21 protein-coding genes are annotated in these 25,268 nt (G+C 40.4%); 7 read left to right on the forward strand and 14 right to left on the reverse strand.

The genetic code is table 11. The annotated features are described in order from the left end of the window. Window positions 1-213 precede the first annotated feature (213 nt). The 4 genes from pxpB (at window position 214) to CWB76_RS14185 (ending at window position 6,151) form a co-directional block, all read left to right on the forward strand. Window positions 214-873 (forward strand): 5-oxoprolinase subunit PxpB, encoded by a 660-nt coding sequence (gene pxpB / locus CWB76_RS14170; protein ID WP_138608470.1) that lies wholly within the window; start codon window positions 214-216, stop codon window positions 871-873. Beyond that, window positions 866-1,804: a 5-oxoprolinase subunit C family protein gene (locus CWB76_RS14175; RefSeq protein ID WP_138608472.1), complete on the forward strand. Its 939-nt coding sequence runs from the start codon at window positions 866-868 to the stop codon at window positions 1,802-1,804. The genes pxpB and CWB76_RS14175 overlap by 8 nt, the downstream gene beginning before the upstream one ends. Window positions 1,805-2,124: 320 nt before the next feature. Next, on the forward strand, window positions 2,125-3,792 hold the full coding sequence (gene asnB, locus CWB76_RS14180; RefSeq protein WP_138593889.1) for an asparagine synthase B: 1,668 nt from the start codon (window positions 2,125-2,127) through the stop codon (window positions 3,790-3,792). A gap of 778 nt (window positions 3,793-4,570) precedes the next feature. Next, window positions 4,571-6,151, forward strand: a complete 1,581-nt coding sequence (locus CWB76_RS14185; RefSeq protein ID WP_010389940.1) for a BCCT family transporter — start codon at window positions 4,571-4,573, stop codon at window positions 6,149-6,151. Between the two features lie 77 nt (window positions 6,152-6,228). Here the strand turns inward: CWB76_RS14185 and CWB76_RS14190 are convergent, their stop codons facing one another. The 4 genes from CWB76_RS14190 to CWB76_RS14205 all read right to left on the reverse strand — a co-directional run bounded on the left by CWB76_RS14190 (window position 6,229) and on the right by CWB76_RS14205 (window position 13,004). After that, window positions 6,229-6,930 carry a 3'-5' exonuclease gene (locus tag CWB76_RS14190; RefSeq protein ID WP_054200885.1) on the reverse strand — a complete coding sequence of 234 codons (702 nt, stop codon included), beginning with the start codon at window positions 6,928-6,930 and terminating at the stop codon, window positions 6,229-6,231. A 3-nt stretch (window positions 6,931-6,933) separates the two neighbouring features. After that, window positions 6,934-8,829, reverse strand: a complete 1,896-nt coding sequence (locus tag CWB76_RS14195) for a DUF294 nucleotidyltransferase-like domain-containing protein (protein ID WP_138608474.1) — start codon at window positions 8,827-8,829, stop codon at window positions 6,934-6,936. A 93-nt stretch (window positions 8,830-8,922) separates the two neighbouring features. Further along, window positions 8,923-12,006: an efflux RND transporter permease subunit gene (locus CWB76_RS14200; RefSeq protein WP_075169261.1), complete on the reverse strand. Its 3,084-nt coding sequence runs from the start codon at window positions 12,004-12,006 to the stop codon at window positions 8,923-8,925. A gap of 2 nt (window positions 12,007-12,008) precedes the next feature. Beyond that, entirely contained in the window at window positions 12,009-13,004 is a 996-nt protein-coding gene (locus CWB76_RS14205; RefSeq protein ID WP_138608556.1) for an efflux RND transporter periplasmic adaptor subunit, read from the reverse strand. 242 nt (window positions 13,005-13,246) lie between these two features. Between CWB76_RS14205 and CWB76_RS14210 the strand changes: the two genes are divergently transcribed. Beyond that, window positions 13,247-13,675, forward strand: a complete 429-nt coding sequence (locus tag CWB76_RS14210) for a hypothetical protein (RefSeq protein ID WP_138608476.1) — start codon at window positions 13,247-13,249, stop codon at window positions 13,673-13,675. A gap of 126 nt (window positions 13,676-13,801) precedes the next feature. On the opposite strand, the gene trhO is transcribed toward CWB76_RS14210, so the two are convergent. Continuing rightward, a complete protein-coding gene (gene trhO / locus CWB76_RS14215; protein ID WP_138608478.1) occupies window positions 13,802-14,809 on the reverse strand; it encodes an oxygen-dependent tRNA uridine(34) hydroxylase TrhO in 1,008 nt (335 codons plus the stop codon). 204 nt (window positions 14,810-15,013) lie between these two features. Between trhO and CWB76_RS14220 the strand changes: the two genes are divergently transcribed. Next, the gene (locus tag CWB76_RS14220) at window positions 15,014-16,336 is read left to right on the forward strand and encodes a DEAD/DEAH box helicase (RefSeq protein ID WP_138608480.1); all 1,323 of its coding nucleotides are present in this window, start codon (window positions 15,014-15,016) and stop codon (window positions 16,334-16,336) included. Between the two features lie 2 nt (window positions 16,337-16,338). Further along, window positions 16,339-17,169, forward strand: a complete 831-nt coding sequence (locus CWB76_RS14225) for a CvfB family protein (RefSeq protein ID WP_010389931.1) — start codon at window positions 16,339-16,341, stop codon at window positions 17,167-17,169. Between the two features lie 55 nt (window positions 17,170-17,224). On the opposite strand, the gene CWB76_RS14230 is transcribed toward CWB76_RS14225, so the two are convergent. The 9 genes from CWB76_RS14230 to serC all read right to left on the reverse strand — a co-directional run bounded on the left by CWB76_RS14230 (window position 17,225) and on the right by serC (window position 25,163). Next, window positions 17,225-17,599, reverse strand: a complete 375-nt coding sequence (locus CWB76_RS14230; RefSeq protein WP_171039639.1) for a hypothetical protein — start codon at window positions 17,597-17,599, stop codon at window positions 17,225-17,227. Window positions 17,600-17,688: 89 nt separating this feature from the next. After that, a complete protein-coding gene (gene pyrF / locus CWB76_RS14235; protein ID WP_138608482.1) occupies window positions 17,689-18,393 on the reverse strand; it encodes an orotidine-5'-phosphate decarboxylase in 705 nt (234 codons plus the stop codon). Window positions 18,394-18,426: 33 nt separating this feature from the next. Next, window positions 18,427-19,563, reverse strand: coding sequence for a lipopolysaccharide assembly protein LapB (gene lapB, locus CWB76_RS14240; protein WP_138608484.1), 1,137 nt, complete (start codon window positions 19,561-19,563; stop codon window positions 18,427-18,429). 2 nt (window positions 19,564-19,565) lie between these two features. After that, window positions 19,566-19,847: a lipopolysaccharide assembly protein LapA domain-containing protein gene (locus CWB76_RS14245; RefSeq protein ID WP_138608486.1), complete on the reverse strand. Its 282-nt coding sequence runs from the start codon at window positions 19,845-19,847 to the stop codon at window positions 19,566-19,568. 21 nt (window positions 19,848-19,868) lie between these two features. Then, window positions 19,869-20,156 carry an integration host factor subunit beta gene (gene ihfB / locus CWB76_RS14250; RefSeq protein ID WP_024600987.1) on the reverse strand — a complete coding sequence of 96 codons (288 nt, stop codon included), beginning with the start codon at window positions 20,154-20,156 and terminating at the stop codon, window positions 19,869-19,871. 66 nt (window positions 20,157-20,222) lie between these two features. Next, on the reverse strand, window positions 20,223-21,890 hold the full coding sequence (gene rpsA, locus CWB76_RS14255) for a 30S ribosomal protein S1 (RefSeq protein WP_002961176.1): 1,668 nt from the start codon (window positions 21,888-21,890) through the stop codon (window positions 20,223-20,225). Window positions 21,891-21,985: 95 nt separating this feature from the next. Next, entirely contained in the window at window positions 21,986-22,696 is a 711-nt protein-coding gene (gene cmk / locus CWB76_RS14260) for a (d)CMP kinase (protein ID WP_010389925.1), read from the reverse strand. A gap of 107 nt (window positions 22,697-22,803) precedes the next feature. Then, the gene (aroA, locus tag CWB76_RS14265; RefSeq protein WP_138608488.1) at window positions 22,804-24,081 is read right to left on the reverse strand and encodes a 3-phosphoshikimate 1-carboxyvinyltransferase; all 1,278 of its coding nucleotides are present in this window, start codon (window positions 24,079-24,081) and stop codon (window positions 22,804-22,806) included. Continuing rightward, a complete protein-coding gene (gene serC / locus CWB76_RS14270; RefSeq protein ID WP_138608490.1) occupies window positions 24,081-25,163 on the reverse strand; it encodes a 3-phosphoserine/phosphohydroxythreonine transaminase in 1,083 nt (360 codons plus the stop codon). The genes aroA and serC overlap by 1 nt, the downstream gene beginning before the upstream one ends. Between the last annotated feature and the right edge of the window lie 105 nt (window positions 25,164-25,268).

Here is a 25,268-nt window from a genome sequence, read left to right on the forward strand (position 1 = left end):
TCGCGCCGCGATTAAACCGCTCCTAGTTTGAACAATTTTAATCCGCAAAGGTCAATAGACCCTAAAGCAGACCTGTAAACTCAACAATTAATTTCACACACAACAAAACTTTACGGATGAGAGAGTTTATTCGATCCGAGCTTGTCTATTAATATCGTAATAGTACAGCGACTGTGATAGCTTAAATGTAATTAATATTAATGAGTTATCGATATGAGCATGATTCCTAGTATAAAAATTTTAACGAACTCTAGCCTGCTTTTTGATGTTTCTCACTACAGCGAACCACACATACTTGCGACCCAAAAAAAGCTTTGGGCACTCGCCCAACACTGTAAAAACAGCAATGAATTTATCGATTTGGTACCAGCTATGAATTCGTTAACTTTGTATTTAAAGTCCTCAGAAATGCTTAATAAATGGTACAACACCTTAGCTAAGTTATGGGAGGAAGTAGATGATTATCCGTTTGATAGCCAGCACCACCAAATTAATACCTACTACCAAGGTGAAGATTTAGATTACGTAGCTAACTATCATCAACTCACAATTGATGAAGTGATTAACTTACATAGTAAAGAGTTATATCACGTTCTATTTTTAGGCTTTGTTCCCGGTTTCCCTTATTTATATGGGCTCAACTCACGGTTATTTACCCCAAGGCGCGATAACCCGCGAGTGAGTGTACCTAAAGGCGCAATTGCCATTGGAGCAGACCAAACAGGTATCTACCCTGAAGATTCGCCAGGTGGTTGGCATATTATTGCTCACACTGATGCCTGCTTATTTGATTCTAAAGCGGCTAATCCTTGCTTATTTAAACCTGGCGATACCATAGAGTTTGTGCCTGTAAAAGGAGTAAGCAATGATTAAAGTAATCAAGAGCGGTATTCAACTAACAATTCAAGATTTAGGCCGTGTGGGTTTTCGACATTTAGGGGTAAGCCGCTCAGGCAGCCTTGATACCTGTGCGCACATCATTGCAAACCGTTTATTAAATAACACCGACAACGCTGCCGTGCTGGAATTAACCGTGGGTTTATGCGAACTGCAATTTCAGTGTGATACCGTTATTGCCCTTCATGGAGCCGACCTCAAAGCAACCCTAGATGGACACCCGCTTTATCCAGGCTGGAGTTACCCAGTAAAAGCAATGCAAACGCTTAAATTTGTAACCGGCCGTGGTGGCTCCCGTGCTTATATTGCGGTAAAAGGCGGTATTGAATGCCCAGAGGTTATGGGTTCTAAATCTACCGATTTAGGGGCAGCCATTGGCGGCTTTAATGGCCGTGCACTGCAAAGCGGTGATGTGCTAGCCATAAGCCCTTATACTAAACCTTGGTTATGTAATAAGGGCGCCCTTACCCCGCCAAAGCGAAGCATCATCCGTTTACATAAAGGTCCTCATTATGAGCTACTAACACCCGCGTGTATTAATACTTTTTGTGAGGCCTCATTTACTATTAATCCAAATAGTAATCGTATGGGCGTACGCCTAGACCATAAAAATACGGCTATTATGCAGCATACACTTTCATTGCCCTCTGTAGCTGTAGCACCCGGAAGCATACAACTTCCACCTGATGGAAACCCTATTGTATTATTAAATGATGGGCAAACAACGGGGGGTTATCCTTTAATAGCGCATGTAATAGAAGCCGACTTACATCAGTTTGCGCAATTTAGTACTGCTGACCCAATCACCTTTGAATTTGTATCACTTGAGCGAGCAAATGCTGCAAAAAATAAGCTCGATGCACACTTAGCACAACTTAAGCTGAGTTTAAGCCGGTACTGGAATTAATTAATGCTGCACTAAAACTCACTCACTGAGTAACTCGACCGCTATTTATTTACTTTTCTCCTTGCACCTCCTTGGTGCAAGGCAAACTAATTTTTGCAATTTAATTTAACTTTAACGTAATTTTAAATTAAAAATTGCACATTGCATTTTAATCTCCTTGCCAATATCACCACATTGGTGCAACGCCAATTTATTTGGTGCATAAATTATTCTTATTATTTTAAAAAAGCCATGTGACTTAGGTATTTATTTCTGATAAAACAAGGTTAGTCTTTAGCAAACTCGCTATCGTAGGCACTTAATAGGAATGAGGAAAAATTATGTGTTCAATATTCGGCGTACTCGATATTAAATCGGATCCCAGCCAGTTACGCGCTCAGGCAATCGAAATGTCCAAACTGCTTCGCCACCGCGGGCCTGATTGGTCAGGGGTGTATTCATCAGACAAAGCAATTTTAGTGCACGAACGCTTAGCAATAGTAGGCGTATCAAGCGGTGCGCAACCATTATACAACCCAGAAAAAACGCATATTTTAGCGGTAAATGGCGAAATTTATAACCACAAAGAGCTTGCCGCTAATTTAGAAGTCGAGTTTGATTTTCAAACGCAGTCAGATTGTGAAGTTATTTTAGCCTTGTACAAGCAAAAAGGGCCTGCATTTTTAGATGACTTAAATGGTATTTTTGCCTTTTGTTTATATGATGAAGAGCAAGACGCTTACCTAATTGGTCGCGACCACATTGGTATCATTCCACTGTATACAGGCCACGACGAGCATGGCAACTTTTATGTAGCATCAGAGCTAAAAGCGCTTTCACCTATTTGTAAACATATAGAAGAGTTCCCACCTGGGCATTACCTTTACAGCAAAGACGGTAAATTAACACCTTACTACCAACGTGATTGGCAAAGCTACGACGCAGTTAAAAACAACGATGCCAAGGCAGAAGATGTAAAAGATGCTCTAGAAGCCGCGGTAAAACGCCAGCTTATGTGTGACGTACCTTACGGTGTATTACTATCAGGTGGATTAGATTCGTCGGTTATTTCAGCTATTACTCAACATTTTGCTGCAAAACGTATTGAAGACAACGACGAAAGTGATGCTTGGTGGCCTAAACTGCATTCGTTTTCAGTGGGTTTAGAAGGCTCACCCGATTTAGCTGCAGCTCAAAAAGTGGCTGATATGATAGGCACTATTCACCACCCTATTATTTTTACTATTCAACAAGGTATTGATGCTCTTAAAGAAGTGATTTATCACATTGAAACCTACGATGTAACCACTATTCGTGCATCAACCCCTATGTATTTAATGGCACGACAAATTAAAGCTATGGGCATTAAAATGGTACTTTCAGGTGAAGGTGCCGATGAATTATTTGGTGGTTATTTATATTTTCATAAAGCACCCAATGCACAAGAGTTTCATGAAGAGCTAAACCGTAAAGTATCAAAACTGCATATGTTTGATTGTTTACGTGCTAATAAATCAATGGCTGCCTGGGGTGTTGAAGCACGCGTGCCATTTTTAGATAAAGAGTTCGTTGATGTGGCCATGCGCATCAACCCAGAAGCTAAAATGTGTAAAGACGAAAAAATTGAAAAACATATTTTACGTGCTGGTTTCGACGGCTACCTTCCAGATGACGTGTTATGGCGTCAAAAAGAACAATTCTCTGATGGTGTTGGCTACAGCTGGATTGATACTTTAAAAGAGTATGTGAATGAGCAAGTAACGGATCAAGAACTAGCGAATGCTAAATTTAAATACCCAATTAACACGCCAGATTCAAAAGAAGCGTATTTTTACCGCCGTATTTTTGAATCGCACTTCCCGGGCGATGCCTCTGCTAACTGTGTACCACATGGTAAATCAGTAGCATGTTCAACCCCCGAAGCACTGGCGTGGGATGCATCATTTCAAAACAATGCGGATCCATCTGGACGCGCCGCAGGCGTTCACAATGAAGCATATAAAAAATAGTTACCCCCCTATCTACGCTGCAGCTTAAAAACTGCAGCTTTTCTTCGCTGTCTTAGTGAATAATTTCTTGAAATTTTATGGCACTAAGAGAAGTGAATGAAAAAGCTAAGCCATTCAATTTAATCATTTATGTTTAATCACTGTTGTTTGTCACTTCTCTACAAGCGCAGCGTTTCTTTGCCATTTTTGTAAATTAAATCTCAAAGGTGAGATAAACCTTTGACCAATTTAGTTTAAACAGTAAGATTTAGTCGCTTTTTATAAAAACTATTTCAATCTCGCTTTTTCATTAACCTCATGAACAATATCTATCTAACTCATTATCCCAAATCATAAAAACATAGTTAAAATGTCATTAATAAATCATTTAATAAATGAATAGTGATTTTAAAACGCTGACTTAGTTTTTTACGTATTCAATAGCGTTTTTTTAGTTATTTACTTGTCTGATTAGGCCGAATATTCATTCACTTAGCTTTGCATTCAATGCTATATAAGACTATAAAATAATTAGCTGACACATTAGTTATCATTTGTTCAGTTGCCAGATGTGTACAATAAAAAGGCAAAAGCAGCTTAAAGTTTTGCCAAAGTGTTAATTCTTTTGCATTTAATATTTAACTCCCCTATTAGTAAAGGTATGATGGGCAATTAAATTAGTTAGTCTTCTAACTATTCGTGTTATTAGCTTTAGTTATAAATCTAATAAGACGAATACAGTGAACTATAAAAAAACTGGCATTAAGCCAACCTGTTTCATTAACCAATGAGGTATTGCATGAGCGAGAATCATGACAAGTACAGTATTGATAATACGGACTACACCGTAGGTCAAGACAACGTACAAAAGTGGGGATTTGATATACATAACCCTGTATTCGGGATCAGTGCAGGGTTAATAGCACTTTTTTTAATCGCCGTACTAGTGTCAGATGCCGAAGTAGCTAAAACAACACTAAATGGTATCAAAACCGATATTATTAATAATTTTGACGGCTTATTTATGTGGGCTGCCAACTTCTTTGTTATTTTTTGTTTAGTTTTAATTTTTTCACCATATGGCAATATCCGCTTAGGCGGTGACGATGCTAAACCATCGCATTCTCGTATTTCTTGGCTGGCAATGTTATTTGCTGCAGGTATGGGTATTGGCTTAATGTTCTGGGGTGTTGCTGAACCAGTTGCATACTACACTGGTTGGTATGAAACGCCGCTCAATGTAACAGCTAACACACCAGAAGCCGCGAAAATGGCAATGGGTGCAACTATGTTCCATTGGGGTCTTCACCCTTGGGCAATTTATGCTGTAGTTGCGCTTTCGTTAGCATTTTTTACTTACAATAAAGGCTTACCGCTTTCTATTCGTTCGATTTTTTACCCAATTTTAGGTGATAAAGCGTGGGGGTGGCCTGGTCACATAATTGATATTTTAGCTGTATTAGCAACCTTATTTGGTTTAGCAACGTCACTTGGGCTAGGTGCACAACAAGCTTCTGCCGGTATTAATCATGTATTTGGTTTTGAAGGTGGCGTAGGTTCACAAATTCTGGTTATTACAGGTGTTACGTTACTAGCAGTCGTCTCTGTTATTAGAGGCATTGATGGCGGCGTTAAATTACTTAGTAACGTAAATATGCTCATTGCTTTAGTATTACTAGTATTTGTATGTTTAGTTGGTTTTGCGGTCTCTATGGGTAATATCCCTAACACGGTAATGGGGTATGTAGAGAACATTATTCCATTGAGTAACCCACATGGCCGTGAAGATGAAACATGGATGCATGGTTGGACAGTATTCTACTGGGCTTGGTGGATTTCATGGTCACCGTTTGTAGGTATGTTTATTGCGCGTGTTTCGCGTGGTCGTACAATCCGTGAATTTTTAACCGCGGTATTACTTATTCCAACAGCGGTTACTATCCTGTGGATGTCTATCTATGGTGGCATCGCAATTGACCAAGTAGTTAATGGTATTGGTGCTCTTGGGACTGACGGTCTAACAAGTGTCCCTATGGCGATGTTCCAAATGCTTGATGAAATGCCAATGGCGAGTGTGCTTTCTTTCATTGCTATTGTATTAGTACTGGTATTCTTTATTACCTCTTCTGATTCAGGGTCACTTGTAATTGATTCAATCACAGCAGGTGGAAAAATTGATGCACCGGTACCACAGCGTATTTTTTGGGCTACTGTTGAGGGCGCAATTGCTGCTGCATTACTTTGGATTGGTGGTACTCAAGCGATTGAAGCACTACAAGCTGGGGCTATTTCAACCGGTCTACCGTTTACCATTGTTTTACTATTAATGTGTGTAAGCTTAATTTTAGGTTTACGAACTGAGCCTCGCCCAGTTAAATAACACCCTACATTAAAAAACGCCGCTAATTGCGGCGTTTTTTTTACTCTATTTTTCCTATAATATTTTATAACGTTTCGCTAAAGCCAAATTTCACTTAGTGGCGTATCTAACCGATAATGATAACTCAGCTGAGCTTGCAGTAATTCTGCGGTGGCTAAAGCGTCAGTCAGTGCATTATGGTTTTGATACAATGGCAAGGAATAACGCTCCCTTGTATCACTTAACCGTAATGAGCCTAGTTTTGTATTAAATAGCCTACCTAGTAGCCCTTGACGCGCTCTAAGCGCTCGCCTTTCAATTTCCATAGTGTCGACTAGAGCAAATTCAATCCCTTCTTTTATACGTGTGAGCAGCGCATTATAAAAAAAGTGGCGCTCAATGGCGGCATAATGCACCACCACCACTTTCCCTTTAAGTGCATCAAGAAGTGGGGCTAAAATTCGATTGAGGTCGGGAGCTTCATCCACCTCTGAGTGGGTAATACCATGGATAACAATTGACTCTTCACTCAAATCTCGTCGTGGTTGTACTACCCAATGATGGCTCTCTTTACAGTAAATACGATTAACATTGAAAGGCACTAACCCAACACTAACGATATCATCGGTATTAGCGTCCAGACCTGTTGTTTCAAAATCTAGCGCCACAAAAGGTACATCTTTAAGTGGAGCAGTCTGATTGGTAAAGGCCTGCTTATAAAACTCCTTAAGCAACGAGTTTTGCGCACTATGTAAAAGCTGCTCGTAACGACGTGGCCAATCTAACGGTGATTTAGCCATAACTTATTTCACACCTGAATGAGCAGAATAACTAAACTTTAGAAAGCTTTGCGCTTTTTCTAAAATCGCAAAAGCTTCTTTTAAATTACTTTGCTCAAATGGTGAGAGTAAATGCGGGTCTAAATCATTATCGGGCGCTTCCCCCTGTTCTATCTGCCATGCCTGATGGCGAATACGTACAGTGGCAATATATTCAAATGCATCACGCAAATCTTGTGCCTTGCCTTTAGGTAATAAGTTAGCCTCGATAATATCTTCTAATCGCTCAAACGAATTTTGTTTACGTGAACCGACCGCTAATGCATGAACGCGCACCACATCAGATAGCGGCGCTGTACCACGACGTTTTAAGTTCATTGAGCGCTTATGTTGGCCGTTGTGCTCAAGTACAAAGCCGTTAAAAAATCCCAATGGTGGCGTTCGATTGCGAGCATTAGCAGCAAGGTTAGCTAAAAAGCGTTTATTTACTTTGCTTTCTTTTGCCACCAGCGTTTTAAGCTCATCGGCCCATTTTAGCTTGCCCCAAACGCCATCTAAGTCAAAAAATATCGAGCTATTGAGCAGTGCTTGCGGTTTGGGCTCGGCCATCCAGCTAGCAAATTTTTCTTGCCATTGTTCGCGGGTCATACGCCATTTTTTAAACGAGGCCATAATTTCACCATCACAATAGGTATAGCCACACTTAGCTAAACCATCACACACAAAGTCTGATAAGTTTTGAAAATACTCATCGTGCAATGCCTCATCGAAGCTATTATCTAAAATCAGTGCATTATCTTGATCGGTTACAATTAACTGCTCATCCCGCGCCATTGAGCCCAGCGCAATAAAACAATAAGGAATGGGCGGCTTGCCAAACTTTTCTTCAGCTAGCGCTAATAAGCGTTGTTTAAAGGTACGCCCTATTACTGCCATGGCCGTTCCTATCATATGCGAATTAGCATCTTCGTTTACCATACGTACAAACACGTTAGGGAGTTGGCGGGCATAATGAACTAAATCTTCCACTGATTGCTGCGCTAAAATACCCCGTACTAACAATAAGCTACTTTGTGACTCATAACGTAGAATATCGGATAGCGATATTACCCCTATTGGGCGTTTTTTATGTACCACAGGCAAGTGATGTAAGTTATCTCTGAGCATCGCTAAAACGGCTTCAAATACATAGGCATTACTATCGAGCAAGACTAAACTTGAGGTCATAACCTCTTGCGCAGGCGTATCAAACGTCAACCCTTGGGCAACAACTTTGGTACGGATATCTCTATCTGTGATGATCCCGACGACTTGACCGTCATCCTCTTCTGGATCGTCGCTTATTTGTTTTTCTATATCAGTAACAAGTACTGAAGAGACCGATTCTTGTGTCATCAAAAACGCGACGTCTTGTATGGGGGTTTGTGTAGTAACCGTGACTACATCACGATGAAGTAATGATTTAACTTTTGCGGTGGTTAAATCATTGCTGTCGGCTTGCTCTACTATTGCTTGGTGCAAGCGTACGTTGCCATCAACTTCGAAAAAGTCAGCAAAGGTTTCGTATTTATCACAGTATTCGTTGAAGGTATTAACATTAATACAATACGTTAAGGTATCTTCAAGTGCACGAGCTGGAAACCGCACTTTGCGGTTCATCAATAAACCCATTTGGCCAAAAATACCGCCTGTAGCTAAGCGGTTATAGAGTTCACCATTACGGCGTGAAATCTCAACTGAGCCACTACGAATAATATACAAGTCACTAATATCTTGCCCTAAATGCAGGATATCAGTTTCGGCACGAAAGTAAGCAACCTCTATTTGCATTGCTAATTCGTTCAATGCCTCAGTAGGAAGCGTATCAAATGGGGGATGTTCAACTAAAAATTGGGCTATTTCAACTTGCTCGGCCTGCATAGGGAATCCTTGTGGCGTGAATCTAGTTGAATTGTGAGCCTAATTGGCTATTTTTTCAAAGAAAAATAGCCAATTTACGTAAATAGTTAGCGATTAATTATCTACTTGCTCTAACTCCTGCGCTAATTGTTTTGACTCATCGCCGCGAGGGCTGGTAAAACGTGCAAGTCCTAAATAAATCACCGGTGTTAAATAAAGCGTAAACAATACCGCTAATGCTAGTCCACCAAACACCACCCAGCCAATCGCATTGCGCGCCTCAGCGCCCGCACCTGTTGACATAATAAGCGGTAATGCACCCAATAAAGTAGAAATTAAGGTCATGGTAATGGGTCGTAGGCGTACCAGTGCAGCTTGTTCAACCGCTTTTCGAACACTAAGCCCGTTATCTCTTAATTGATCAGCAAACTCGACCAATAAAATTGCGTTTTTAGCGATTAAACCAATAAGCATTACCAGACCAATTTGCGAATAAATATTGAGTGATGTGCCGGTTAAATACAGTGCTAAAATAGCGGATGTAATACCAAATGGCACAGTAATCATCACCACAATGGCGCTGTTAACGTTTTCAAATTGTGCTGCCAATACTAAAAATACAATTAAAAATGCCAATACATAGGTCATCAATACTTCGTTTGAGGTCTCTTCAAATGTCAGAGCTTCCCCTTTAAACGCTAGGGTAATACCTGCTGGTAATGATTGCTCAGACACTTGTTTTATTTGCTCTACCAGTGTGGCAATGGTTAAACCTTCGGGTAATTCCATGCTTAATTCTATGGCACGTCGCTGAGCATGGCGCTCAAGCTCTGCAGCTACACCTTCCTCTGTAATATTAGCTACACTACTGAGCGGTACTAATTGATTATCGCGGGCGCTTACATATAAATTTGCTAAATCACTGGGGTCATTAATGGTTTGATTTTGAGCCTGTAACATAATTGGTATTGACTGATCGCCAATATTTAAATCGGCTATATCGTCGCCATTAATGGCAGCTCTTAAAGTAATGGCTATATCACTTAACGATACACCGAGCTCTTCTGCGCGTCGTCTGTCTATATTGACGCGAAGTTGTGGTTGCGATGGCTGATACGATACGCGAACCGGTGCAACTTCAGGTACTGCTTTTTCAAGATCTGCTGAAAACTGCTGTGCAGCTTTAAATATTTCAAGGTAATCTTGCCCCAACAAAGCAATTTCGATTCCGCCACCTTGGCCACGTAAATTTAAACTATTAGCCCCCCCTGCGTATGCGGGTGCTCCAGGAATATTCATTAAAGGCTGACGGATTTTATTGATGATTTCTTGTTGACTAAAGTTACGTTCATCCCAGTGCTTTAAAGGTACAGTGATGAACACAATATTAGGATCCCACTGACCAACAACCGTGTAAATAGATTCAATTTCACCGCTTTCGACGAAAGGCAGCAAAGTGTCTTCCATTTTAATGGCTTGCCTGTCCATAAAGTTTAAGCCTACGCCATCTGGCCCACGAGCAAATATTCTAATTTTACCGCGATCTTCTGTTGGTAATAGCTCGTTATCTAAGCTCATATACAATGCACCTGAGCCGCCTGCCACTAATAAACAGGCAATAAAAGTTAGCCACGCATGATCGAGTACTTTATGAATTGTTTTGGTATATAAATTAGCAAGTACGTTACCAAACTTAGCAAATGGATGAAAACCGCCTTGCTTAAGCTTTAGCTTAGAGGTAAGTGCTGGCACTAACGATAACGCAACAAAGCTTGATATAATCACTGCACCGGCAAGAACACCGCCAAACTCTCTGAATAAACGCCCTGCTGTAGAGGGTAAAAAAGCGATGGGAACAAACACAGCTGCTAACACTGCCGTGGTGGCAATAACCGCAAAAAATACTTCACGGGTGCCAACAACCGCTGCGGCACGCCTGCCTAGCCCTAATCCACGTTGGCGTTGAATGTTTTCACTCACTACAATCGCATCATCAACGATTAAACCTGTAGCAAGTACCAATGCGAGTAAGGTTAAAATATTAATGGAAAAACCCAGTGCCCATATCAGTGCTAACGAGCCAATCAAAGCAACCGGAATGGCAAATGCGGGCACTAAGGTTGCACGCCAAGAACCAATAAATACCCATAAAGTAATGATCACTAGCAGCACTGTCAGCACTAATGAGTTAATAACTTCATCCACTGAACTTCTAATAAATTGTGCATCATCTGATGTTAAGGTAAATTCCATCTGAGGAAAGCGTTCACGCATTCCCTCTATAAGCTTTAGAACTTCATCTGATATTTCTATGGTGTTAGATTGCGCTTGGCGGATAATTTCCATACCAATAACGGGTTTACCATTGAGCCTAACCATAGAGCGTGGATCTGCCGGACCAAAATATACCGCGGCGATATCGCTAATACGGGTATCACCACGAATGATAATATCACCGACTTGATCTGGTGTGACCGAGGTAGCATCAGCACGCACAATGATTTGCTGATCGTTTGATTTTAAACTTCCTGCAGGCACATCAAAGGGAGCTTGCCTGAGAACGTCAGCAACATCAGGAATAGTTAAATTAAAGCTACTGAGCTTAAGCGGATCTATACGTACTCTAAGCACTCGCTCTCTATCACCGTTTAAGCGCACATCAGCAACACCGGGAATAGTTAAAAACTGTGGTGCTAAGTCAACATCAACTCGCTCGGTTAATGCCTCTAACGATAAACTCTCACTTGATACGGTGAGTGATACGACCGCCTCAGCATCATTATCGGCTTTTATAATAGATACACGCTCAACCTCTTCTGGGAGCTCTCTTTGCACTCGCGAAACTGACTCGCGTGTTTCATTAGCGGCATCATCCAGATTAACACCAGGTCTAAATTCAACCACAATACGTGAGCTGCCTTCTTCACTTTGTGCACGAATAGATTTAACTCCACTCACACGGGCAACAGCACCTTCAAGTTTGCTGGTGACTTCAGTGTCAACGGTTTCTGGGGAACCACCTGGAAACGAAGCTGATACCGTAATACGCGGCCTATCTACATCAGGAAGCTCTCGCACTTCTACGCCAGCTATAGCGGCGATACCGGCAATAATTATTAATAAATTAAGCACCACAATAAGTACAGGGCGGCGAATTGCCATAGACGGCAAGTCTTGCATCATAGGTTGCTGTTTCATGGCTACTCCTGCGTACTAGCGATAGGTGCAGTAAAGCTTAATTCTTGATTGGCTCGCAAGCGCTGAACGCCTTCAACAACTAACGTATCGTTTGGCTGTAATGCCCCTGATACGAGTAAGCGCCCTGCCAAGCGTTGCTCTATTTTCACATCAACCCGGGTAGCTTTGTTATCCACACTCGTCCACACATATGGACCCGTTGCGCCCCACAGTAGTGCTGCTTCAGGAATAGCGGCAAAGCGTTGACCTAATACTTCTATATGTACTCGAAAACTCATACCCGGTAAGAATTGTTGATCTTTGTTATTTAACTTTGCTTTGACTCTTAAGGTACGAGTTTGTGGGTCTATACGTGAGTCTAAATAGGCTATTTCTGCCTCAACAGGCGCTTGCGATTGCCATGGGAACACGCGTACACTAGCATTATTTCTGAGCATCGCAATCGCTGATTCAGGCGCGTTAAAATTAATGTATAACTGGCGGGTATCATCGATGCTGGCAATCATTGTTTGTGTTGTTATTCTGTCACCCACTTCAACGTCAGTCAGTCCCATAGTGCCACTAAAAGGGGCTCGAACTTGACGATCTTCTAATTCAGTTTCGGCTTGTATGAGAGTAACTTTTGCAAGCTCCACGATGGTTTTTGCATCATCTACATCACTTTGCGGAACAGCTCCTTTAGCTTGGCTTTGTTTTAAACGTTTTAAAGTACGCTGGGTATCGGCTAATTTTATTTTAGCCTCTTCAAGGGCCGCTTTTTGCCTACGTGAATCTAGCTCAAGTAAAATATCACCTTCTTTAACCTTATCGCCAGGTTTAAAATGAACCGCTGCTACTTTATCCCCTACGGCAGGATATAAAATAACAGAATGGATAGCTTCAGCGTTACCAACAGCCTGAACTTGCTGTTGTGCTTGTTCCATAGCGATATTTTCAACGACCACGGTAGCACTAATTACTGGCAAACTAACCGATAAGAATATGGCCGTTATGCCCATTAAGAAATTTTGCGACTTCAAAGCAACACCCTAATTAATTATTATTTCCATTATGTTACGCAGTTTAACACCTCTATGATCAATAAATAGCTTAGTACGACAAATTAGCAAAACAACGCGCTGAAATTAAACATCCAGGTATTTTCTACATATTCTTACACCAGCCTACAAAATCACCACATATTTTATGCGTATTTAACATTAAGATTTAGTCATTAGAGTGAACATACAAAGGAGAGTTTATGAAAAAAAGTATCATTATGGTTTTACTGCTTAGTGGCTGTGCATCACAAGGGGTTGACCGGACAAGTCAAAATCAATTAATTAAACGCTATTATGCATCTGTTAACTCAGAGCAAAAAGTGACACTTTCCTCAGAAGTAGGAACGGGAATAGCTGCTGGAGCGGGTTTTGGCTTTGTTGATAGCCTTGATGGCAACACCGAAGAAATGATCGGTGGCGCTATTGTGGGCGGTTTAGTTGGAGGGCTATTTACCGCCTTATTTGAGGGAGGTAATACGGCTTATCAGTATAACTTATACGCTGTTAATGAAGGTGAATTTACCGTTATTCAAAAGAAAAAACTCGATAAAAACACAAAATGTGTTCTTGTTAACTCAGCTAATAAAATTACACTTACGCCGATAGATAATAGTTATTGTATTCGTTGATTAAGCTCAAAGTGAGTATCAAACCTTTAAGCTGCTAAGCTATGTAGCTCGCTATTTATAAATTACTTTTAAATAAAAACCTCAGTGTTTACTGAGGTTTTTTAATGAATAAATAAACGCGTGGTGTTATTTATTTCGTTGTGCGTCTTTTTGCGCTTTTTTTGCTTCTTTACGTTGTTGTAAAGCAGCTTGAGCTTCGTTACCAATATGACCTTCACCGCGTGCTTGTGCCAATTCTATTTGTTTTTGACGCTCAGCAAAACGAGCGCGTTGCTCGTCGGTCACATCATCAATACAGTGATGACACGACACCCCTTCCATATATTCAGGCTTTTGCTTTTCTTCTTCTGTGATAGGCATCCGACATGCGTGACACTGATCATATGAGCCTTTTTGTAAGTCATGATTTACCGCGACACGGTTATCAAATACAAAGCACTCGCCTTCCCACATGGTTTCTTCTTTTGGTACTTCTTCTAGGTATTTTAATATGCCGCCTTCAAGGTGGTATACCTCATCAAAGCCCTGCTCTTTCATATAAGCTGTTGATTTTTCGCAGCGAATACCACCAGTACAAAACATAGCTACTTTTTTATGCTTTTCTGGGTCGAGATTTTCTTTGGCCCACTGTGGAAATTCGCGGAACGTCTTCGTGTTTGGATCGACTGCGTTTTGAAATGTACCAATTTCAATTTCGTAATCATTTCGGGTATCAACAAGGATAACCTCTGGATCAGAAATTAGGGCATTCCATTCATTTGGCTTAACATAACTGCCCACTACTTTTAATGGGTCTACGCCTTCAACGCCCATAGTTACGATTTCTTTTTTAAGTTTTACTTTAGTGCGGTAAAACGGGCATTCGTCATCATATGATTCTTTAGTAACAATATTGTCTAAATTAGGTTGGGTGTCTAACCACGCCAGTAAGTTATCTATGCCTTCACGTTTTGCGGAGACAGTCCCGTTAATTCCTTCTGCGGCAATTAACAAAGTACCTCGCACGTCATTTTGCTCCATTACATTAAGTAAAGGTTGGCGAAGTGCTTCAAAGTTAGGTAAAGAAACAAATTTATATAATGCACACACAACAAAGTGTTCGCTGGTTACATTATCTTTATGGATAGCAGTCATGGTTTTCCTATTTTGCTTTTTAAACCCGCAAGGGGCGTTTACCGAATCGTAAATCCGGCGCATATGGGGCGCGTATTTTACGCTTTTTTTATTTAAATGCAAAAAAATGGATGATAATGCGCTTTTTACTGTTAGCGCAGTGGCTCAGTGGGCTATAATGCGCGGATAAATTTACAAGACTTGCTCATATTGGAGAAATATACATTGCACTTTACTGATCTTGGGATTGATACTCGCCTAGAAACACAATTAGCGCACCAAGGGATCACCCAGCCTACCGATATTCAAGCTCATGCTGTGCCAACGGCACTCGCTGGACATGACATTTTCGCTCAGTCAAAAACTGGGTCAGGCAAAACTTTAGCGTTTTTATTACCTGCTGTGCAGCGAGTAATGAAACAAAAAGCACTCAGTAAACGTGATCCTCGTGTACTTATTGTTGCTCCAACTCGTGAGCTTGCAACCCAAGTGTTCACCCAACTACGGTTACTTATTGCCGGTACCAATATTAAGGCAGTTAAAATTCTCGGTGGTGAAAACTTTAACGACCAAATTAAAGCACTGCGCAACGACCCACATTTTGTGGTTGCTACACCAGGGCGCTTAGCCGATCACTTAAAGCAACGCTCTTTACAGTTAAGTGGCTTAGAGCTACTTATATTTGATGAAGCTGACCGTATTTTGGATTTAGGTTTCACCGACCAGCTTAAGTTAATTAATGAACTGGCAGATCACCGATTACGCCAGACCCTATTGTTTTCAGCGACATTAGATCATGCTCAAGTAGATGCCCTTTCGCGTAATTTATTAAAAAAACCAAAACAAATTATGCTCAGTGCAGCCAATGAGCAACACAGTGATATTAAACAAACATTGTATTTAGCCGATCATCTTGATCATAAAGAAGCGCTACTTGAGCATTTTCTTAATCAAGATAATGTAGGGCAATGTATTATATTTACCGCAACACGTGCTGATACCAGTCGCTTAAGCGAGGCATTAAATAGTAAAGGCTTTAAGTCTGTCGCACTAGCCGGGGATTTAACTCAAAGTAAGCGCCTTGATATCATGGATGCGTTTAGCCGTGAGAACTTTAAAATATTAATTACTACTGATGTTGCATCTCGCGGTTTAGATTTACTCAGTGTGACCCATGTTATTAATTTTGATCTACCAAAACACGCTGAAGAATACGTTCACCGTATTGGTCGCACAGGCCGAGCTGGTTTTAAAGGCAACGCGCTATCATTTGTTGGTCCTAAAGATTGGGCAAGTTACTTAGCAATAAAGTCATTTTTAAATGACGAATTGTCGTTTGCGGTGGTTGATGGTTTAAAAGCGAAATTTAAAGGCATCAAAGAGAAAAAGGTTACGCCAGTTAAACCAATTAAAAAGGTAGTGGCTGATAAAAAACCACATCAAAAACGCAAAGCGAAACCGAAAAAACCAGTAGCCCCAATTAAAGCACCACTTAACATCGATGGTGATACCCCTATGCGTCGTAAAAAAAAGCCTGAGCAGGAATAATTATGAGTTACCTTGGAACTACCCAAACCTTATTTGTAAAAGAAGTCAGTAATGAAGGTGCCTATTTAGATGGCCATGACTTAGGTGAAGTATTTTTACCTAAACACGAGATTAAACATGAACTTGAAGCTGGCGATAGCATCAGCGTTTTTACCTTTTTAGATAACGCAAACCTGCCAACAGCAACAACTAAAAAACCACACGCACAAGTCGGTGAATATGCCCTACTGCGCGTTAAAGAAATAAACAGCATTGGTGCTTTTTTAGATTGGGGTTTAGAAAAAGACGTGCTTGCACCGTTTAATGAACAAAAACCGCGTATGCAAGAAGGTTACTCGTATTTAGTCCGTTTATACCTAGATAATGCCAGTCAGCGAATTTGTGCTTCAACCAACTTTAATCGCTTTTTATCAAAAGACGAGCCGCAATATAGCCACTTGCAAGAAGTCGATTTAATTGTGGCAGGTAAAACCGATATCGGCTACAAAGTACTTATTGAAGAGTCTCATTTTGGTGTTGTATTTTACAACATGGTATTTAAAAACCTATTTGTTGGTCAAAAGCTCAAAGGGTTTATTCAAAAAGTGCGTGAAGACGGAAAAATTGACGTTATACTTGAAAAGCCAGGTATGGGTAAAGTCAGTGAACTTGGCGAAAAAATTATGGAAAAACTAAAAGATGAAGGTGGCATCTTAGCCATAGGCGATAAATCTGAACCTGAATTAATTAAAAAAGTTTTCTCGACCAGTAAAGCAAACTACAAAAAAGCCATTGGTGGGTTATTTAAACAAGGCTTAATTGATATTGAAGCTAAGTCTATTCGTTTAAAATAATTCTATAAAAAAGCCACCTAGGTATAAACTTAGGTGGCTTTTTCGTATTTAAAATTTATAACTTAATGTTTTTGTAAGGTAAGGTACAACGTGAATATTGATTTGAATATTCAATTAATTCTTTTTTAGATGTCATATTTAATGGCGCTAATCTAAATACTTTTTTTGTACACTCATTCTGCATTTCATCGTGTACATCAACACATTCTCTACTACTTATATCAAGTCCTGCTAAAACAGCTTCATTTGTATAACATAAATGCTGAGCATAGTTTTGGGCGATTTTTTTAAACTTAAATAAATCAACGGGGTAATCAGATACCAAATCGGTAACATTCGAAACATCATCATACATTTTGGTTGAAAATACATATTTATTAACAGCAAAGCCACTAATGATAATTACCACTACAAACATTATTAAACGCAAAGTTAGTTCCTCACTGCATAGCCGTAACTAAATGTAGCACAAACAAAAAGAGTTGTAATAAACTCCTTATAATTATGCATACTTTAAATTTAAGCTATTGATTTATTAACATCATTTAATACTTCTACAGGGTTTTGTGCCTGAGTAATCGGACGCCCTATTACTAAATAGTCACTGCCAGCTTCAATCGCGTCTTTAGGTGTCATAATACGTTTTTGATCGCCCGCATCACTGCCAGCAGGACGAATACCTGGGGTTACGAGTTTAAATTCTTTGCCTAAAGCCGCCTTTAAACTTTGTGCTTCTTGTGCAGAACAAACCACACCATCAAGCCCTGCTTGCTTTGTTAGTTTTGCTAAATGCATAACTTGCTCTTGTGGTGATTTAGTTATACCTAAACGCCCAAGCTCAGTTTCATCCATGCTGGTTAAAACGGTCACGGCAATCAATAAAGGAGCTTTATCACCAAATTGTTCGAGTGCCTGCTTTGCTTTATGCATCATTTCAAAACCACCACTTGCATGAACATTAACCATCCACACGCCCATTTTAGCTGCAGCGGTTACTGCTTTAGCAACAGTATTTGGGATATCATGAAATTTCAAATCTAAAAATACATCGAAACCTAAATCAACCAGCTCTTTAACAAATTCAGGGCCAAAATATGTGAACATTTCTTTACCCACTTTTAATCGACAGGTATCCGGTGATAACTGTTTCACAAATGCTAAAGCAGTTTGCTGATCATCATAATCAAGAGCGATAAGAATTTTTTTTGATTGTTCGAAAGACATAACTATCCTACTAGTGAGCGAAAAGTATAAAGATTAAAATCCGTCTAAGCCTCTGCTAGGCACAATGGTTTCCCAATGTTTACACGAAGGGCAATTCCAATAAATGGTGTAACTTGTAAAGCCACAATGCTGGCATTGAAAGTCAGGCTTGGTAGCAATATATGAGGTAACAAGTTTATCTATTTGATTAAGCACATCTTTGGTATTTTTATTTTCGGCGCTCATTAACTGCAGTAAAAAACTAAAGCCACGGATGGTAGGTTGACGTTTTAAACTGTCGGTTAAAAATTCAAAGGCTTGTTCAGTGTGACCTTGCTCAAGCAACGCTTGGCAATGCTGTATTTTTATCATTACCCCACCCTTATCTAATAAGTCGTTCACGAGTTCATGAAACTGATGGGTTAGTTTAAGTTGCTTATAACTATGCGCTAACTTATCAATAAATAATGGCGCAAAAAAGGTAAATTGACAGATAAGTTCTCGCCAATAATAAATTGCTTTTACGTAATCTTCTTTTGTATAGGCAGACAAACCAAGCTCATATAGAGGCCTGATTGTTTTAAAGTTTAAGCTAATAGCTTTGCGCATAAGTTGAGGATTATTACTGGTAATAGCATATTCACAATAAAAGTTTGCGATGGCTTTGAAGTGTTGTTCTTTTGAAAAAAGCTCAGTATGCGCTTCAAACATACTAATGCCTTTTTCCCATTCACGGGTCTGAGAATATAAGGAAATAATTGGCTCAAGAGCATCTTCATGGTTATTTTTTACCAGCCATATTAAATGTTCTTCTGCGCTATCGAGTAAACCTGCCATAATATAGTCTTCTGCTAATTCTAACCGACTATTGGCAGCTTGTTTTTCGTTAAGGCTTGGGTGTTTTAATAGCAATTCATGAATTTTTATTGCGCGGTCAAGCTCGCCACGGCGGCGAAACATAGTGGCTAATGTAGAATAGTGTTCTACAGAGTCAGCAGCTACTTCGAGCAAATTAATTAAATGCTCAAGCCCCTGATCTTCTTCTCTGTCCAGTAAGAACTTTAACCCTTTACTGTATTCAGAAGTGATTTCTCTATTAAATTGATGAGCCTGATTTTTCGCACTGTTTTTTCCCATGATCCAGCCATAACCGGCGGCGACAGGAAGCAGTAAAAACAACAGCTCAATCATAATTAGGTATCTTTGTTGGCAATACGCTTTTTATTATCTTTTTCAGGCGTTATTTGCTTTTTTAAACGGTAATTTTGCCACTTTAATTGCGTAAACAATTTAAAGCTCACAAAGCAACCCACTACAACACCTAACAAAAAGCAGATACTTATTATAACGGCTAAAGGTAATGTATTACTGGCTATTATGTAGTTAATTTGTGTTAATTGTGGATTTTGCGAACCCAATACAAATGCACCAATTAAAAAAAGTGCTGCCAGAATAATTTTTAATACCTTGAACAAGTAACTACTCCAATAAATTTACTAAGCAATGCTCTCGTTTACACGGTCACGTAGTTCTTTGCCTGGCTTAAAATGAGGTACATGCTTACCATCTAACTCTACAGTTTCACCTGTTTTAGGATTACGACCTGTACGAGGTGCACGGTAATGCAAAGAGAAACTTCCAAAACCTCGGATCTCAATACGATCTGAAGAAGATAATGAGCCGGCCATTTGTTCAAGAATTTCTTTAACAGCGTTCTCAACATCTTTCACAGGAATATGTGCGTGTTGTTCAGCAAGTGTTTCTATCAGTTCTGACTTAGTCATAGCGTTTCCTTAAAAGAAATAGTGGAAGGGCATAAACTGCCCTTCCAATTAAAAGACTATAATTAATTAGTCTTTTTGTGCATTCGCGAAAGCAGCTGCCATTGCGTTTTCGAACACTGGCTCTTCTTTCTTAAGCTTCTCTAGTACTTCTTTCTCTTCTGCTTCGAAAAGAGCTTTAACAGATAAGCTTAAAGTGCGGTTCTTACGATCAACACCAACGTATTTAACTTCGATTTCGTCGCCTACAGAAACAACAGTAGTTGCATCTTCAACGCGCTCTTGAGCGATATCAGCTACACGGATGTAACCTTCAACGCCTTCGATAAGTTCAACAGTTGCGCCTTTCGCATCAACTTCAGTCACTTTACCTTTAACAATAGCACCTTTTTTGTTTGCATCAAGGTAGTTATTGAATGGGTCAGCTTCGATTTGCTTAACACCTAGAGAGATACGTTCACGCTCTGGGTCAACTTGCAATACGATAGCAGTGATTTCGTCGCCTTTCTTGAATTCACGTACAGCTTCTTCGCCAGGTGTATTCCAAGAAATGTCTGAAAGGTGTACAAGACCATCAATACCACCGTCAAGACCGATAAAGATACCGAAGTCAGTGATTGATTTGATCTTACCAGTAACTTGATCGCCTTTGTTTTGTAGACGAGCAAATTCCTGCCAAGGATTAGCAATACATTGCTTAAGACCAAGAGAAATACGACGACGTTCTTCGTCGATTTCAAGAACCATAACTTCAACAGTGTCACCAAGTGAAACAACTTTTGAAGGGTGGATGTTCTTGTTAGTCCAATCCATTTCAGAAACGTGTACTAGACCTTCAACGCCTTCTTCGATTTCTACGAAGCAACCGTAATCAGTAAGGTTAGTTACACGACCAGAAAGTTTAGAACCTTCTGGGTAACGACCAGCGATAGCTGCCCATGGATCTTCGCCAAGCTGTTTAAGACCTAGAGATACACGAGTTTTATCTTTGTCGAATTTAAGAACTTTAACTGCGATTTCGTCGCCAACATTAACGATTTCTGAAGGGTGCTTAACACGCTTCCACGCCATGTCAGTAATGTGTAGTAGACCATCAACACCACCAAGGTCAACGAATGCACCGTAGTCAGTAAGGTTCTTAACGATACCTTTAACTTCTTGACCTTCAACAAGGTTAGCAAGAAGCTCTTCACGTTCTTGTGAGTTTTCTGATTCGATAACTGCACGACGTGAAACAACAACGTTGTTACGTTTTTGATCAAGCTTGATTACTTTAAATTCAAGCTCTTTGCCTTCAAGGTGAGTTGTGTCACGTACTGGACGAACATCAACAAGTGAACCAGGTAGGAAAGCACGGATTGAATCAACTTCAACAGTGAAACCGCCTTTAACTTTACCGTTGATAACACCAGTAACAGTCTCTTGCTCTTCACATGCTTTCTCAAGACGGATCCACGCTTCGTGACGCTTCGCTTTCTCACGAGAAAGGATAGTTTCACCGAAACCGTCTTCGATTGCATCTAGTGCAACATCTACTTCGTCGCCAACAGCAACTTCTAGTTCACCAGCAGCATTTTTGAACTGCTCTGCAGGGATAGCACTTTCTGATTTAAGACCAGCATCTACAAGTACAATGTTGTTCTCGATTGAGATTACTGTACCTTTAACGATAGAGCCTTGCTCTGCTTCAAAACCCTTTAAGCTTTCTTCAAATAACTGCGCAAAATTTTCTGACATACGAATATACGTCTCATATATTAATACCAATAAGCAACCATGCTGCATGGGGTTGTTAAAATAGCACTGGCGTCCTGCTGGTGCATAAAATGTGTTTAGCTTCGTTTAGGAAGCTTACCTTCAGAGATGCTTGAATCTAATAAAGTTATAACTTTATCAAAGACTTGCTGTGCGTTGAGTTCGCTAGTATCAAGCTCAATCGCATCCTCTGCAGGTACAAGCGGCGCAACGGCGCGATTCATATCGCGATCATCACGTGCTTGAATGTCTTGTAATAGACCACTTAGTGTAACATCAAGCCCGCGCTCATTCAACTCAACAAAACGTCTGCGAGCACGTTCTTCTGCACTTGCGGTTAGAAATATCTTTAATGGCGCATCAGGAAACACAACAGTGCCCATATCGCGACCATCAGCAATTAAGCCATTTTCAGTTCTAAACGCACGCTGGCGACGAAGTAACGCTTCACGAACTCGTGGCAATGCCGCAACTTTGGACGCTGCAGCTCCCACTTCTTCATTTCGAATAGTGGTTGTTACATCTTCGCCTTCTAAAATAATCTTTCCTGCATTAGTATCACTGTCTATCAGAAACTGCACATCAAGATTTGCAGCTAGTGGAACCAGTGCTTCTTCGTTATCTAACGCAATTTGGTGATGAAGTGCTGCAAGTGAAAGTACGCGATAAATTGCACCGCTATCTAACACATCCCAGCCTAATTTTTCAGCCAATAAGCGACAAACAGTTCCTTTACCAGAACCACTTGGGCCATCTACGGTGATTACGGGCATTAATAACGCCGGCATTTAAAACCTCCTTCAATGCACACCAAAATAAACCGCCACATTATACGTCAATTATTAAAGATTATCCGCTTTTAGTATGTAACTTTTTATAAATACTTATAAATAGCCTATTTACTGACAGATGCTAACACGTTGAAAAATGTTGGGAATGTCTTATAAGTACAGGCTGGATCGTTAATCGTGATTGGCTTACCCCCTACCGCCACCATTGCAAAGCACATGGCAATACGGTGGTCATCATAGGTATCTACAGCCACATTATTAAATTGTTTTGGCGGTGTGATCTCAATAAAGTCATGCCCTTCAACTACTTCAGCCCCTACTTTTTTAAGCTCTGTGGCCATAGCGTGTAAACGGTCAGTTTCTTTTACTCGCCAGTTATAAATGTTGCGAATTGCCGTTGGCCCTTTTGCAAACAAGGCAACTGTAGCCAGGGTCATTGCAGCATCAGGTATTGCATTCGCATCAATATCAATACCGTTAAGCTCACCTTTACGAACAACTAAACGTTCGTCATACCAATCAATTTTGGCACCTACTTGCTCCATAACATTAGCAAAACCAATATCACCTTGAACTGATTTAGCACCGACGCCTTTAATTTCTATTTCGCCGCCGGCAATTGCTGCAGCAGCAATAAAGTAAGAAGCAGATGAAGCATCCCCTTCGACCATAATACGCTCAACGGATTGATAGTGCTGTGCACCTTTTACAATAAAAGTACTGTAATTGTCATGCTCAACGGTAACACCAAAACGCGCCATTACATCAAGAGTAATATCAATGTAAGGCTTAGACACTAACGTGCCTTTAATTTTAATTTGAGTATCACCTTTAAATAACGGTGCAGACATAAGCAGCGCAGTTAAAAATTGGCTTGAAATACTACCGTCAATTTCAACTTCACCACCCGCTATTTGCCCACCAACAATTTTAAGCGGCGGATAGTCTTTATTTTTTAAATAACTAACATTACCACCTAAGGCTTGCAGTGCATCAACTAAGTGGCCAATTGGTCGCTCTTCCATACGTGGCTCACCAATTAACTCATACTCCCCAGCAATCGCTGCAAGCACGGCCGTTAAAGGACGGTATGCTGTACCTGCATTACCTAAAAACAGTGCTTCAGTTGGCGTTTTAAATACGCCACCTACACCTTCTACGGTCGCGATGGTTCGCTCATCATTAAGTGTCACATTCACACCGAGCTGCGCTAAGGCGCCCAACATATGACGAATATCATCACTGTCTAATAAGTTTTCTACAACCGTAGTGCCGTTTGATAGTGCAGCCAATAATAGAATGCGATTTGACAAGCTTTTCGAACCCGGCAGAGTAACACTGCCATTAACCTGTGAAATAGGCGCTAAAGAAAGTTGATCCATTAGCTGTTCTCCTTTGCGAAAGCCGCCATAAAATCAACTAATGCTTTAACTCCTTCCAGTGGCATTGCGTTATAAATACTCGCGCGCATACCGCCAACAATACGGTGCCCTTCAAGCGCTAATAAGCCCGCTTCTGTTGACTCTTTAACAAACTTATCATTTAGGCTTTCATCAACTAACCAAAAAGGCACATTCATACGTGAACGACAATGTTTTGCTACCTTGTTGGTGTAAAAATCAGACTCATCGATAAAGTCATAAAGCAGCTGCGCTTTGGCAGTATTATGTGTTTCCATGGCTTTAACACCGCCATTTTGCTCAAGCCATTCAAATACTTCAGCTGCTAAATACCATGCAAATGTAGGTGGAGTGTTAAACATACTGCCTTGTTTTGCTTCAAGTGCGTAATCTAAAATACCTGGCTTAGCTAGCCCTTCACGCTCAAGTAGCGTTTTACGAACAATTACGATAGCAATACCCGATGGGCCGATATTCTTTTGAGCACCTGCGTAGATTAAATCAAATTGATTAACGTCAATTTCGCGCGATAGAATAGTCGACGACATATCGGCGACAATCGGTGCTGTTGGGTGACTGGGTACATCAAAAATCTCTAGACCATCTACAGTTTCATTTGGGCAATAATGAATATATGCAGCATCGGCTGGTAAAACCCAATCGGCTACCTGCTTAATAGAAAATAAGCCATTATCGTCATTACGTACGTCAATAGTGTGAGTTTGAGTAAACTTATCAGCTTCGCTAGTTGCACTTTTTGACCACACGCCGTTTTCACAATACACCGCTTTTTTTCCATCAACGTGGAGGTTTAAAGGTACGGCACTAAATTGTCCTCGACCGCCGCCGTGCATAAACAGCACTTCAAACTCATCACTAATATTCATTAAACGACGCAGACTAGCTTCACACTTAGCCGTTAATGCTAAAAATTCTTTACTGCGATGGCTCATTTCCATTACTGAAACACCAAGCCCTTGCCAGTCTAAAAACTCTTTTTGTGCTTTTTGCATGACAGCCGGTGGTAGCATTGCAGGACCCGCACAAAAATTATAAATACTCATTACCTTTTCCTCATTCCAGTAATCTACTGTTTAACTTGAATTAAACTAATTCAAGTGTCTTTAGTTTTTTTCAACCATATAAAAAAAGCGGCCAAGGCCGCTTTT

The organism is Pseudoalteromonas sp. S1609 (assembly GCF_005887255.1).
Lineage (GTDB): Bacteria > Pseudomonadota > Gammaproteobacteria > Enterobacterales > Alteromonadaceae > Pseudoalteromonas.

What these genes read in the sequence shown, in the direction of transcription:
- pxpB (WP_138608470.1), top strand. Translation starts at nt 214, where the DNA reads ATGAGCATGATTCCTAGTATAAAAATTTTAACGAACTCTAGCCTGCTT.
- CWB76_RS14175 (WP_138608472.1), top strand. Translation starts at nt 866, where the DNA reads ATGATTAAAGTAATCAAGAGCGGTATTCAACTAACAATTCAAGATTTA.
- asnB (WP_138593889.1), top strand. Translation starts at nt 2,125, where the DNA reads ATGTGTTCAATATTCGGCGTACTCGATATTAAATCGGATCCCAGCCAG.
- CWB76_RS14185 (WP_010389940.1), top strand. Translation starts at nt 4,571, where the DNA reads ATGAGCGAGAATCATGACAAGTACAGTATTGATAATACGGACTACACC.
- CWB76_RS14190 (WP_054200885.1), bottom strand. Translation starts at nt 6,930, where the DNA reads ATGGCTAAATCACCGTTAGATTGGCCACGTCGTTACGAGCAGCTTTTA.
- CWB76_RS14195 (WP_138608474.1), bottom strand. Translation starts at nt 8,829, where the DNA reads ATGCAGGCCGAGCAAGTTGAAATAGCCCAATTTTTAGTTGAACATCCC.
- CWB76_RS14200 (WP_075169261.1), bottom strand. Translation starts at nt 12,006, where the DNA reads ATGAAACAGCAACCTATGATGCAAGACTTGCCGTCTATGGCAATTCGC.
- CWB76_RS14205 (WP_138608556.1), bottom strand. Translation starts at nt 13,004, where the DNA reads ATGGGCATAACGGCCATATTCTTATCGGTTAGTTTGCCAGTAATTAGT.
- CWB76_RS14210 (WP_138608476.1), top strand. Translation starts at nt 13,247, where the DNA reads ATGAAAAAAAGTATCATTATGGTTTTACTGCTTAGTGGCTGTGCATCA.
- trhO (WP_138608478.1), bottom strand. Translation starts at nt 14,809, where the DNA reads ATGACTGCTATCCATAAAGATAATGTAACCAGCGAACACTTTGTTGTG.
- CWB76_RS14225 (WP_010389931.1), top strand. Translation starts at nt 16,339, where the DNA reads ATGAGTTACCTTGGAACTACCCAAACCTTATTTGTAAAAGAAGTCAGT.
- pyrF (WP_138608482.1), bottom strand. Translation starts at nt 18,393, where the DNA reads ATGTCTTTCGAACAATCAAAAAAAATTCTTATCGCTCTTGATTATGAT.
- lapB (WP_138608484.1), bottom strand. Translation starts at nt 19,563, where the DNA reads ATGATTGAGCTGTTGTTTTTACTGCTTCCTGTCGCCGCCGGTTATGGC.
- ihfB (WP_024600987.1), bottom strand. Translation starts at nt 20,156, where the DNA reads ATGACTAAGTCAGAACTGATAGAAACACTTGCTGAACAACACGCACAT.
- rpsA (WP_002961176.1), bottom strand. Translation starts at nt 21,890, where the DNA reads ATGTCAGAAAATTTTGCGCAGTTATTTGAAGAAAGCTTAAAGGGTTTT.
- cmk (WP_010389925.1), bottom strand. Translation starts at nt 22,696, where the DNA reads ATGCCGGCGTTATTAATGCCCGTAATCACCGTAGATGGCCCAAGTGGT.
- aroA (WP_138608488.1), bottom strand. Translation starts at nt 24,081, where the DNA reads ATGGATCAACTTTCTTTAGCGCCTATTTCACAGGTTAATGGCAGTGTT.
- serC (WP_138608490.1), bottom strand. Translation starts at nt 25,163, where the DNA reads ATGAGTATTTATAATTTTTGTGCGGGTCCTGCAATGCTACCACCGGCT.